10 protein-coding genes and 1 pseudogene are annotated in these 12264 nt (G+C 62.7%); 9 read left to right on the top strand and 2 right to left on the bottom strand.

The features are described 5' to 3' along the window. Positions 1-296: pseudogene (locus tag A2J01_RS21285) on the bottom strand (hypothetical protein); the annotation flags it as partial. Between the two features lie 517 nt (positions 297-813). On the opposite strand from A2J01_RS21285, the gene A2J01_RS21280 reads away from it, so the two are divergent. From A2J01_RS21280 to A2J01_RS21245, 8 genes are all read left to right on the top strand, one after another. Beyond that, on the top strand, positions 814-2565 hold the full coding sequence (locus A2J01_RS21280; protein WP_042926008.1) for an FAD-dependent oxidoreductase: 1752 nt from the start codon (positions 814-816) through the stop codon (positions 2563-2565). Positions 2566-2791: 226 nt separating this feature from the next. After that, complete coding sequence (locus A2J01_RS21275; RefSeq protein ID WP_042926005.1) at positions 2792-3112, top strand: 2Fe-2S iron-sulfur cluster-binding protein; 321 nt, start codon at positions 2792-2794, stop codon at positions 3110-3112. A 24-nt stretch (positions 3113-3136) separates the two neighbouring features. Next, positions 3137-4525: a cytochrome P450 gene (locus tag A2J01_RS21270; RefSeq protein ID WP_042926022.1), complete on the top strand. Its 1389-nt coding sequence runs from the start codon at positions 3137-3139 to the stop codon at positions 4523-4525. Continuing rightward, positions 4522-5730, top strand: coding sequence for an NAD(P)/FAD-dependent oxidoreductase (locus A2J01_RS21265; protein WP_042926002.1), 1209 nt, complete (start codon positions 4522-4524; stop codon positions 5728-5730). Before A2J01_RS21270 ends, A2J01_RS21265 begins: the two co-directional genes overlap by 4 nt. 69 nt (positions 5731-5799) lie before the next feature. After that, positions 5800-6540: a transglutaminase-like domain-containing protein gene (locus tag A2J01_RS21260; protein ID WP_054186661.1), complete on the top strand. Its 741-nt coding sequence runs from the start codon at positions 5800-5802 to the stop codon at positions 6538-6540. A 395-nt stretch (positions 6541-6935) separates the two neighbouring features. After that, positions 6936-7772: an SDR family oxidoreductase gene (locus A2J01_RS21255; protein ID WP_054186658.1), complete on the top strand. Its 837-nt coding sequence runs from the start codon at positions 6936-6938 to the stop codon at positions 7770-7772. 46 nt (positions 7773-7818) lie between these two features. Further along, positions 7819-8883, top strand: a complete 1065-nt coding sequence (locus tag A2J01_RS21250; RefSeq protein WP_042926000.1) for a BtrH N-terminal domain-containing protein — start codon at positions 7819-7821, stop codon at positions 8881-8883. Positions 8884-9329: 446 nt separating this feature from the next. Beyond that, positions 9330-9884, top strand: a complete 555-nt coding sequence (locus tag A2J01_RS21245; protein WP_042925998.1) for a PaaI family thioesterase — start codon at positions 9330-9332, stop codon at positions 9882-9884. Positions 9885-9900: 16 nt separating this feature from the next. On the opposite strand, the gene A2J01_RS21240 is transcribed toward A2J01_RS21245, so the two are convergent. Continuing rightward, positions 9901-11376: an MFS transporter gene (locus tag A2J01_RS21240; protein WP_442971573.1), complete on the bottom strand. Its 1476-nt coding sequence runs from the start codon at positions 11374-11376 to the stop codon at positions 9901-9903. Between the two features lie 203 nt (positions 11377-11579). On the opposite strand from A2J01_RS21240, the gene A2J01_RS21235 reads away from it, so the two are divergent. Continuing rightward, the coding region (locus tag A2J01_RS21235; protein WP_064113515.1) for a TetR/AcrR family transcriptional regulator at positions 11580-12264 on the top strand (685 nt) is incomplete at its 3' end.

Raw genomic sequence — 12264 nt, 5'->3', positions numbered from 1 at the left:
AAGACGGCAGACCTGCTGACCAGATGCGCAAGTTGATTCGCGGCCAACGTGTGCGTAGCTCGCGAGAGCGAGAACAGGACATGCTCAAGAAATCTCGATTGGCCCAGGTGATAAGCGCGGGCGAGCGCCGTCAGCGGGACATGCGTGTGTGCGAGAACGCGAGCATGGCACAGGGCGGCATGCGGAGCTCGCAAGTTGTCGTGCTCAGTCCTGTCGGCCAGGAAGTCGATAGCCGCATTGATGTTGGCTTTCACACTGGTGTGTAGAAGTCCGGTTGCGTCTGCATTGCCGTTCATTTCATGGATTGATGCACTTATGAATGAAGAGATATTCTCGGTCAACTCTGCCTTCCTGTCCTCCATCTCGTCCACAAGTGTTTCCATCAAATGAGTCGATATCATTTTAGTGTCATACCTACCCTGGTAGTTCAATTCTGGAGCGGCACGCCATTTCGGTGACGATCGCTGCGGATCTAGCTTGTCGATCTCGGGGCTTGCCCCGCCGCCTGTGCACCTCGGCTTCTCGTCAGAGCCCTCCTTGCTGGCTTCTGACGCACCGGCTCCTTTCGGTTCGGCTCGCCGGTGACGGAAGCGTCAGCGGCTTGTGGTTGATGAGCTGCATCACTAGTATCTGTACACGCAGGCTGCATCTGTCAATTAATTGGACAAAAAGTCATCGTCTGTATAGTAGTGTGCCCGGGTAGGCAGGCGGTCGGCTTTGGTCTCACCGTCGAGGGGGCGCACTCTTGCGCTGGGGTCCAGGCCCCTGGGGCGAGGAGCAGTTATCCGGTTTGAAGAACCAGAAGGAGACGCCATGGCGACGCCACCGAGCAGTTCAATCGATTACGACGTTCTGATCGTCGGTTCGGGCTTCGGCGGAAGTGTCACCGCGCTGAGGCTGGTGGAGAAGGGGTACCGCGTCGGGATCCTGGAAGCCGGGCAACGCTTCGAGGACAAGGACTTCGCGAAGAACAGTTGGGATCTCAAGCGTTTCCTGTGGGCACCGAAACTCGGTCTGTACGGCATCCAGCGCGTACACCTGCTGCGCGATTGCCTCATCCTCGCCGGTGCCGGAGTGGGCGGTGGATCGCTGAACTACGCGAACACCCTCTACAAGCCGCAGACACCGTTCTTCGAGGACAAGCAGTGGGCGCACATCACCGACTGGAGCAGTGAGCTCTCGCCGTTCTACGACCAGGCCACCCGCATGCTGGGCGTGGTGCGCAATCCGCACATGACCCCTGCCGACGAGGTGATGAAGTCGGTCGCCGAGGACATGGGCGTCGCCGACACTTTCATTCAGACACCGGTGGGCGTGTTTTTCGGTGACGAGCCCGGCAAGACCGTCCCGGACCCGTACTTCGGCGGCGCAGGCCCCGAGCGCACCGGTTGCATCGAATGTGGTGAGTGCATGACCGGTTGCCGCCACGGAGCCAAGAACACCCTGCTCAAGAACTACCTCGGTCTCGCCGAGCGCGCAGGAGCCGAGATCGTGCCGATGACGACGGTGTCCGGCCTGCGCCCCCGATCCGACGGCACCTGGGATGTCGACACCGAGCGCACCGGCGCTCGGCTCCGCAAGGGCAAGAAGACCTACAGCGCGGCCAATGTCGTTCTGGCAGCCGGTACCTGGGGCACTCAGAACCTGCTGCACAAGATGAAAGACACCGGCGCGCTGCCCAAGCTGTCGGACACACTCGGCGAACTGACGCGTACCAACTCCGAGTCGATCGTCGGAGCGGCCAAATACGAGGTGGACCCGTCGATGAATCTCACGCGTGGCGTTGCCATCACGTCCTCGTTCCACCCCAGCCCCAACACGCACATCGAGCCGTGCCGCTACGGCAAGGGTTCGAACGCGATGGGCATGCTGCAGACCCTGATGACCGACGGCGGAGGAAAGATTCCGCGTTGGCTCAAATTCGTGTTCGCGATGATCGCGCATCCGATTCAGTTCGTCCGCGTCGTCAACGTCCGGCACTGGAGCGAGCGCACCATCATCGCGCTGGTGATGCAGAACCTGGACAACTCGATCACCACGTTCACCAAGCGTGGGCCGTTCGGCCGCACGATCTCCAGCAGGCAGGGCCACGGGGAGCCGAATCCGACGTGGATCCCCGAAGGCAACGACGCCACCCGGCGGATCGCCAAGAAGATCGGCGGCCTCGCGGCCGGTACCTGGGGAGAGCTGTTCAACATTCCGCTCACCGCCCACTTCCTCGGCGGCTGCGCCATCGCCTCGGATTCGGCGCACGGCGTCATCGATCCGTACCACCGCGTCCACGGCTACCCGACGCTGAGCGTGGTGGACGGGGCGGCCGTGTCGGCAAACCTCGGGGTCAATCCGTCGCTGACCATCAGTGCGCAGGCCGAGCGGTCCGCCGCACTGTGGCCGAACAAGGGCGAGCTGGATCTTCGTCCGGCACAGGGGCTTCCGTATCAGCGGCTCGATCCCATCGCCCCCAACTCGCCCGTTGTTCCGGTGGACGCTCCGGGTGGACTGAGATTGCCTATCGTCGAGATCCGAAATGGCCATCTGGTCGCCGGTGAGACGGCTTCGCGGTGAAAGAAGTACTTGGTGAGCGCGCATTTCGAAACAGGAGCCCAGTCGCTCGATGCCTTCGTGCGGAGCGCAGAGTTGTCGCACTCCACATCTGGAGTGGACTCAGGTCGGATCTCTGGGGCGAACCGTCTGACCCGAATTCACAAGTTTTTGACTCTACGTAACATGGCCGCCATTCACGTTTGCGGCGACACTGTTATCAATCGCGGAAGAAAATTGAGGAGTTGACATGGCAGTTGTAACTTTCGTCGCCCACGATGGTGAGAAGCACGAGGCGGGCTTGGTCGAAGGTCGATCGTTGATGCAGATTGCAACCGACAATGCTGTGCCGGGGATCGATGGAGACTGTGGGGGCGAAACGGCCTGTGGCACCTGCCATGTGATCGTCGACCCGCAGTGGTCAGGAGAGGTGGGTCTGTCCGGTGCCAACGAGGAGGAGATGCTGGCGATGAACCCCGAGCGTGAACCCACGTCTCGGTTGTCGTGCCAGATGGTGGCCTCGGAAGCGTGGGATGGCCTGATCGTTCGAACACCTGAATTCCAATTGTGATGTGTGAAAGGCAGGCACGACAGCATGAAAGTTTCTGAGTCGATCACCGACAAGGTCCAGTCGACCATCCCTATAGGGCTGCAGATCCAGGGCGCTCATCTGTACGACAAGACCCGACGGTGGGTGACTGGCACGAATGGCAAGAAGATTTTCGTCGAAAGTCCCATTCCACCGGTCGAGGATGTCGAGCTCGCCGACATCGACCTCAGTAACCCCTTTCTTTACAGACAAGGGCGGTGGCAGTCGTACTTCGAGCGCGTGCGGAACGAGGCACCGGTTCATTACCAACCCAACAGTCCGTTCGGCCCGTTCTGGTCGGTCACGCGCCATGCCGATATCGTGGCCGTCGACAAGAATCACGCTGTGTTCTCGGCCGAACCGTTCATCGTCATCGGCGTCCCGCCCCGGTTTCTCGATATCGAGATGTTCATCGCGATGGACCCGCCACGCCACGACAAGCAGCGCGCTGCCGTCCAGGGGGTTGTCGCACCGAAAAACCTCCGGGAGATGGAGGGACTGATCCGATCGCGGGTACGGGAGGTGCTGGACGACCTCCCCTTGAACGAGCCGTTCGACTGGGTGCAGAATGTCTCGATCGAGTTGACAGCTCGGATGCTCGCAACTCTTCTGGATTTCCCTTACGAACAACGCCGCACACTCGTCTACTGGTCCGATTTGGCAACCTCGATGGAGCAAGCCAACGGTGGGCCCTCGGACAACGACGAGGTGTTCGAGGGCATGCGTGACATGGCCCGTGGCCTCAGCGCTCTCTGGCATGACAAAGCAGCCAGGAGGTCTGCAGGGGAAGAGTCCGGTTTCGATCTGATCACCATGTTGCAGAGCAACGAGGACACCAAGGATCTGATCGATCGTCCGATGGAATTTCTGGGCAACCTCGTCCTGCTGATCGTCGGTGGGAACGACACGACGCGAAACTCGATGAGCGGTGGCGTTCTTGCGTTGAACCAATTCCCCGACCAGTTCGAGAAATTGAAGGCCAATCCCGATTTGATCCCCAACATGAACTCGGAAATCATCCGATGGCAAACACCCTTGGCGTACATGCGCCGAATCGCCAAAGCCGACACCGTTCTGAACGGACAATTCATCCGCAAGGGTGACAAATTGGTGATGTGGTACGCCTCGGGTAACCGCGACGAACGCGTTTTCGAGAATCCTGATGATTTCATCATCGATCGTGCCAATGCGCGCAATCACATCGCGTTCGGATTCGGTGTACACCGGTGTATGGGCAATCGGCTGGCCGAAATGCAGCTGCGGATTCTGTGGGAGGAGTTGCTTCCCCGCTTCGAGAACATCGAGGTCGTCGGCGACCCCGAGTACGTTCAGTCGAATTTCGTGCGGGGCATCAGCAAGATGATGGTGCGCCTGACGCCTACTTCCAGCGCATGACATCGCAACGGGCGATCATCGTCGGCGCAAGCCATGCTGGGGCACAACTGGCAGCTAGTTTGCGCCAAGAAGGTTGGACAGGCGAGATCGTCCTCATCGGTAACGAGTCTGCCACTCCCTATCAACGCCCCCCGCTGTCGAAGGCATACCTGGCGGGCAAATGCGTACTCGACGATATCGCCATTCGCAGCACGGACTTCTACTCCAAGCAAGGTATTCAGCTCCTGAACGCGCAGGTGGAGGCCATCGTTCGGTCGGAAGGCAACGTCGTTCTCGACACCGGGGAGAAGCTGGCCTACGACAAGCTCGCGCTGTGCACGGGAGCCCGCCCTCGTCGGCTCACCGTTCCCGGGGCCGATCTCCACGGGGTCTACTACCTACGTACCGCAGCGGACGTCGAGAGGATCCGTATGGCCACCGGCCCTGGCCGGCGGGTGGTGATCGTCGGAGGCGGCTACATCGGACTCGAGACAGCGGCATCGCTGCGCGCACTGGGCGTGCAGGTCACAGTTCTCGAGGCAACTGGGCGTGTGCTCGAGCGGGTCACTGCTCCCGAGGTATCGACGTTCTTCGAGCGGATACATCGCGAGCAGGGAGTCGACATCAGAACGAACGCGATGGTCGAAGGCCTGTCCGGTGACCGTGAGGTTCGCGAAGTCAGTTTGGCCAGCGGGGAATCGATCCCCGCAGATCTGGTCATCGTCGGTGTCGGCGTCGAGCCGAACACCGACCTCGCCGCCGATGCGGGTCTTGTCATCGACAACGGCATCGTGATCGACGATCACACTCGGACCAACGACCCCGACATCATGGCGGCGGGGGACTGCGCGAGCCACGACATGGCCCGTTACGGCCGTCGACTACGGTTGGAGTCCGTCTCGAGCGCAGGAGAGCAGGCCAAAGTCGCTGCCTCGACCGCCTGCGGGAAGTCCAGAAAAATCGAAGCGTTGCCGTGGTTCTGGTCAGATCAGTATCACTTCAAGCTGCAGATCGCCGGCCTCAACACCGGATACGACGAAGTGGTTCTCAGCGGTGACCCCACCCGTGACAGTGATTTCAGTTGCTTCTATCTCCAGGCCGGTGAGCTCATTGCCGCCGACTGCATAGGTCGCCCGCGCGAGTTCATGTACAGCAAACGGGTGATCGCCCAGCGACTCTCCGTCCAACGCGAAGACCTGATGCTCGGCGGACTCGCGCGCAACTGACCGATCCTTCGGTCGTTGTGCACACAACAGCAACCGGTTTGCTCAGAAAAGGGAACATCAGCGATGACCATGACAGACCGCCCGCCCGGGGCACATACGACGCAGCCACCACACGCGTATCTGGGAGCAACGGACTTCCTCGACATCGAGCACGAATCCGTGCGGGCGTTCACCGCCGCGGCAATCGGGGATGCGAGCAGCGACCGTGACAAGGCCAGACGCCTCTTCGCCGCCGTCCGCGACCGGATCTGGTACGACCCGTACACCGTGTCGGACGATCCTGCCCACTATCGAGCGAGCTTCGTCCTCGAGACCGGGCGCGCTTATTGCGTCCCGAAGGCGGTGCTGTTGACCGCAGTGTGCCGGGCGGCGGGTATCCCGGCACTGCTCGGTTTCGCCGACGTCCGAAATCACCTGCAGACCGAGACGTTGCGCGCGCTGATGGGCGGCACCGACCTGTTCGTCTACCACGGCTACAGTCGCCTCTACATCGAGGGCCGGTGGTTGAAGGCCACGCCGGCATTCAATGTCGAGTTGTGCGCTCGTTTCGGCGTGCCGCCAGTGGAATTCGACGGCGATCGCGATGCTCTCATGCATGCCTTCACCGCAGACGGAGCTCAGCACATGGAGTATGTCCGCGAGCGAGGAGTCTTCGATGACCTACCCTTGAACGCGATCTTGACGGTGCTTCGGCACGCCTACGGCCCCACGATCTTCACGGGCGCTCACCCACTCGATGATGTTTTCACCGGCCGCACCCGGCCGGGCGAAACTCCCGGGGATCGAAACTCGCCGCGGGAGTCTCGATGAACACAAGCGGTGAGAACATACGCGCCGAACCCCGTATCGCGGCCGACTGCCGATCGGTCGGAGTTCTCTCCGCGAACAATCGCGATCGTGAACACTCGGACCGCCTCGGACACCTTCGAATCGGGTGAGCCGACACCTGCTGGCAGAGCTGTGCCACATGACTGTCTCGTCGCCGCGGCCGTGTTGAGGCCGGGCACCGGAAGTTGCACCGAACAGACGAGACCCGTTCTGCCGCTGGGGTTGCGGCTGCGGGCGATGAACGACCGATCCGAACGCCTCCCCGGGCACGAGACGACGCGCGATACCCATATCCCTCTCCTGTGTGCGCAACCGCTACCGCGAGAGCGGCCCGAACGGCGTCTACCGATGTCTCTTATCTATGCAAGGAGCGCAGCATGATGAACAACGCACCTCACACCCCCGCCAGGACCGTGGCGATCACAGGTGGAGCTCGCGGCATCGGCTATCAGACAGCGAAGGAGTTGATTCGACGAGGCCACCGGGTCGCCATCGGCGACATCGACGAGGCACGTGCGAAGGAGGCCGCCGCCGAACTCGGGGTGAAGGTCGTCACCCGACTCGACGTCACCGAACCTGACTCGTTCACAACGTTTCTGGACCTGGTCGAACGTGAACTCGGACCCCTCGACATCCTGATCAACAACGCGGGCATCATGCCTACCGGCCACGCCCACGAAGAGGACGATGCAGTAACCCGGCGTCAAGTCGAGATCAATGTCCTGGGGGTCATCTTCGGGACCAAACTGGCTCTTCAGCGCATGCTGCCGCGCCGCACCGGACACATCATCAACACTGCGTCATTGGCCGGCGAGCTCGCGGTACCTGGTTTGGCGACCTACTGCGCTACCAAGTTCGCAGTCATCGGATTCACAGAGGCCGCACGACTGGAGTATCGCAAGTCAGGGGTTCGACTGTCCACAGTCCGCCCGACGTTCACCAACACCGAACTCGTCGCCGGAACCGCCGGCGCAAAGGGATTACGCAACGCCGAGCCGGAGGAGATCGCCCGCGCGACAGCAGATCTGATCGAGAATCCACGCCCCTTCGTCCGCGTCACCCGTCTCGCAGGCGCAATGGTCGCGGCGGTGAAATTCGTCCCCCGGCGTCTGGTGACCGGACTGGGTGCGGCCCTGAACACAGATTCGGTGTTCCTCGCGGACGTCGACATGGCTGCTCGCCGAACGTATCTCGACAGAATCCGGAACAGCTGAGGATGCCGACATGCGCGCTCGACCATCCACCCGAAAGGCAGCCACAGTGACCCGCACGACTCTGATCGAGAACTATCCCCACCGGATGGGAGGGCACTGCGGGTCAGGTGCAATGCGAGACCTTCTCCAGTGGCACGGTCTGGGATGGGACGGACCACCCGACGAGGGGTTGGTGTTCGCACTGGGTGGTGATCTCGGTTTGTCCTACCTGCGATCGGACGACCTGGTCCCACCGATGTACCTGGTCGGCCGCGGTGCCGACTTCGAGATCGTCTTGCCGCGCAGGCTCGGCGGACAAGTCGAGGTTCTCACGACCGACGATCCCGCTGAGGGATGGTCATGGGTTCGCGACGACATCGATGCGGGACGACCCAGTCTGGTCTGGGCCGATATCGCTGAACTGCCCTACTTACGGGTGAAACTGCAGATGAGTCGCCACGACATCGTGGTGATCGGCTACGACGAGATCGGGGGGACTGCCTCGGTCGTCGACAACGATCGGGCCGATGTGCAGGAGATCCCGCTCGACGCGCTCGCTCGGGCGCGATCTTCCACCTCGTTCCCGCAACCGACACGTCACTGCACGTACCGAATCACATGGCCGCAGACACTGCCGCCCGTGTCGACTGCCGCGGCCGCGGCCTTTGCCCGATCCGCCGCCAGCATGCGCGCCCCATCGACACCGGGAATAGCCGACCACGTACCAGCGGCCGGTGCCGAAGGATTGGCCGCGGTCGACCAGCTGGCAACCGACGTGAAGAGCTGGGTCGACCTTCCGCCCGATGACCTCGAGACGCTGCTGTTCAGTCTCGGTATCTTCATCGAAAAGGCCGGAACCGGAGGCGGGCTCTTTCGTCGGCTTCTCGCCGACGGCTGTACCGAGATTGCACGTCTGACCGGTGATCCCGCTACCGCAGACCTCGCGGCGGCCGCCGATCACTGCGCCCAGGCCTGGACCGAAACTGCCCGCGCCGGAACACAACGCGGTCTCGATGTGCGAACACGCGCAGCTGCGGTGGCCGTGTCGGCTGCCAAACTGCCTGCACTCGAGCTGATCCTGGTGGAGTCCCTGGAGTCTGCTTCACGCTCGCTGGCCGCCACCACGACATGATGCCCATCGGCGTTCGACGGCGCGCGGTGCACGGCGCATCGCACTGTGCTGCAGCCGCTCGTGCCGGATCGCCCCAGGCGTGCGGAAACACCGAACGACCGAGGAGTTGCCGGACGGAACAGTCGGACGCCTCTCGGTGGACGCTGCATCGATGCCGTGTCGTTGCTCGGCAACAGACCCTGATCCCTGCCCCACGCCGACAACAATTCAGCCCGCCGACGGAAGCCCTCGATGTTTCGCGGTCACCATTTTCGGCTCGACGGCCGCGTCGTGTGCGCTATCGGGCCGGGCGGTGCGTTGAGTGAGAAGACTCCCGCTCGTGGTAATCATGGCGGGGGCGAGTGCGCCGACCGGTCGGACGAACGCCCGACCGGATGCTGCGGTGCAGGCCGAGCGCGCGAAGACGCGACAGACTCGGCACGGTTTCACGACAGAGAGGTCCGACCATGAAAAGAATTCCAGACGAGGTCAGCGGGTCGGCCGGCCCCGCTGTCGAGAACTGGGCGCGCTCGTTCTGGAGCACGACTTCCGAGTCGCCTGATCTACCGCCCCACCACCCCGACTGTCTTGGTTGTGGGCCGCAGAACCCGCACGGCCACGCCCTGTCGGTCCAGCGTGACGAGAACGGCGTGGTGGCTCACCATGTGTTCGATCAACGTCATGTCGGGGCACCCGGGATAGCACACGGAGGCGCGGTGGCGACCGTTCTCGACGATCTGTTCGGCTTCCTGCTCTACACAGTGGGTGAGCTCGCCGTGACGCGGCGTCTCGAGCTCGACTACCTGGCGCCGGTTCTGCTCGGCACTCCATACGTATTGCGTGCTGCCGTTCGGTCTCGTGATGGGCGCAAACTGGATCTCACGGCCACGATGGACGATGCGCAGGGCCGCTCGGTAGCCACCGCTACTGCCCTGTTCGTGGTGGTCGAGGTCGAACACTTCATGCAGTCCCAAGCCCGAGCCCAACTCCGGGCCACGGACACGAATCACACCGAAGAATAGACACCCTGGCCGACCTTCACCGACGTCCATCACCCGCGGTGGCTGTCGTACGGCTGCGTCTACCTGGCGCAAAGACGGCGAGGACGAGTGCCCCAGCGGCGGTCAGCGCCGCCAACGCCAGTGTCGCCTGACCACTTCCGTGTACGAATGCGGCTCTGGCGAACTCGGCCAGCGGCTGACCAGCTGGTCCTGCGCGGTCGGCGACCTGTAACGCGGCGGCCAGAGAATCGGCCACCGGACCACGGGCAGGCTCGGGTAGCTGGGGCAGAGCCGGCTGAATGTGCTGAACGTAACCGGCCGCGAGCACGCTACCGGCTACCGCAATCCCAATCGCGGCACCGATTTCGCGAGCTGCGTCGTTGACCGCGGCAGCCACCCCGTGCTTGGCCTCAGGAGTGTCCGAGACGATGGCGAAAGTCGCAGGGGCGGTACACAACCCCAAACCCGCACTCATGATGAGCAAGGGCCACAGCAGGTCAGGGTAAGTCGCCGCGACGGTCAGTCTGCTCACCATCACCAGTCCCGCCGCGATGGTGAGCAGACCTACAGTGGTCATCACCCGCAGGCCAACAATGTTCGACAGCCAGGGTGCAATCCCCGAGATCACGATGAGCGGCACGACCATAGGGGTCAACGCCAACGCGGCGGTGAGCGGTCCATAACCGAGAATCAACTGCAGATACTGCACCAACAGCAAGAACACCCCGAAGGTCACCAGAAATTGGATACAGACCGACAGTGCGCCGGCACCGAAGCCACGGCGGGCGAACAACCGGACATCGAGTAGGGGTGCCGAGGAACGTAGTTCTACGACGACGAACACCACAACTGCGAACAAGCCCACCGCAGTGCTGATGGCGACGAGCGAATCCGACCAGCCACGGGCCGGAACCTCGATCACAGCGAAGACGATCGCCCCGACCGCGACAACTACGGTCACCGCGCCCACCCAATCGACCGGTGGATGCTCCTGCTGGCGGGACTCCGCGATACTGCATGCCAACCCGGCCAGAACCGCTCCGGCGACGGTCAACCCGACGAACACCGAGGTCCACGACCACTGTTCGAGCAGCACACCAGCCCCGAGGATGCCCAGGACCGCCCCGGATCCAGCAACCCCGGCCCACACACCTACAGCGCGACCGCGATGCGCCGGTGGAAATCCCGCGGTCAGTATCGACAGCGTCGAGGGCATGACCAGCGCCGCACCCGCCCCAGCCAACGCGCGAGCAGCGATCAGCCACGCCGGGTCGGCGAGAAACAAGGGCAAGGCCGACGCGAAAGCGAACAACGCCAACCCCGCCACGAGCACCCCGCGGCGACCGTACCGGTCACCGATCGCACCGGCAGGCAGAACGAAGCACGCCAAAACCAGCGTATAACCGTCGACTATCCAGGTCAGTTGAGCTTGCGTCGCCCCTGTCGCGACCGCGATCTGTGGCAACGCTGAATACAATGCCGCCATTGCGGCCACCACTAACGCGACTGCCATGCACGACACAATCAACATCCACCACTGGGCACCGCTCCATCGAGCGACGCTGGCAGAGTCGGATCTACGTTCGTTCAACGGCCAGCCTCCCAGTTCGAGACTGATCGTCTCGGTACGAGACTATTAGTATCATAACTTTGCGGGTGTGACAGAATGGTCATGCGAGGACATGTCTTGTCAGTCAAATGGAGCGGAGCCCGTTCATGGTCGACCCTCTCGTTGCGGCCGAGGGCCCGGCCGACCCCCGGCTGGCGCGCTCACGTAACCGGTTACTCGAAGCGGCGGGCCAGCTGCTGGCCACCGGCGGTGTCGAGGCGGTCACCGTGGAGGCGGTCACCCGCATGTCGAAGGTTGCGCGTGCCACGCTGTACCGCCACTTCGGAAGTACCACTGACCTGCTTGCTGCAACCTTCGAGCGACTACTACCCCCAGTCGACACCGATATCGATACCGGTCCGCTACGCGAACGTCTGATTTCGTTGCTCACCACCCAAGCCGACCTCATCGAACAAGCTCCGGTGCAGATGACCACGCTGGCCTGGCTGGCAATGGGACCCGTCAACAGCGGCGACGCCAGCCGGCGCGATCTCGATCCTGGCGCGGTGGTCTCGCTTCGGGCCCGTGTCATAGAGCAATACCGCAGGTCCCTGGATCAGATCCTGACGGCCCCTGACGCCCGCGCTGTGCTCGGCGAGATCGACACCACCTTCGCCCTCATTCAGCTCCTCGGACCGATAGTGTTCGCTCGCCTCACAGGACTGCGCCACATCCACGCCGACGACTGCATCCAAATCGTCGACAACTTTCTCGCCGCCCATGCCGCAAGTGTCCGATCGAGCACTTCGCGCGACAACAGCCGTCCATGGCCGGCCGCGACGCTAGACCCGC

Source organism: Rhodococcus sp. EPR-134 (genome assembly GCF_001647205.1).
GTDB lineage: Bacteria > Actinomycetota > Actinomycetes > Mycobacteriales > Mycobacteriaceae > Rhodococcus_F > Rhodococcus_F qingshengii.
Note: the sequence above shows the minus strand (reverse complement) of the source record. Positions and strands in the feature narration are given on the sequence as shown.

Coding starts and splice junctions, on each gene's coding strand:
- A2J01_RS21240 (WP_442971573.1), bottom strand. CDS start 11,376: ATGGCAGTCGCGTTAGTGGTGGCCGCAATGGCGGCATTGTATTCAGCG.
- A2J01_RS21245 (WP_042925998.1), top strand. CDS start 9,330: ATGAAAAGAATTCCAGACGAGGTCAGCGGGTCGGCCGGCCCCGCTGTC.
- A2J01_RS21255 (WP_054186658.1), top strand. CDS start 6,936: ATGATGAACAACGCACCTCACACCCCCGCCAGGACCGTGGCGATCACA.
- A2J01_RS21275 (WP_042926005.1), top strand. CDS start 2,792: ATGGCAGTTGTAACTTTCGTCGCCCACGATGGTGAGAAGCACGAGGCG.
- A2J01_RS21280 (WP_042926008.1), top strand. CDS start 814: ATGGCGACGCCACCGAGCAGTTCAATCGATTACGACGTTCTGATCGTC.
- A2J01_RS21260 (WP_054186661.1), top strand. CDS start 5,800: ATGACAGACCGCCCGCCCGGGGCACATACGACGCAGCCACCACACGCG.
- A2J01_RS21265 (WP_042926002.1), top strand. CDS start 4,522: ATGACATCGCAACGGGCGATCATCGTCGGCGCAAGCCATGCTGGGGCA.
- A2J01_RS21270 (WP_042926022.1), top strand. CDS start 3,137: ATGAAAGTTTCTGAGTCGATCACCGACAAGGTCCAGTCGACCATCCCT.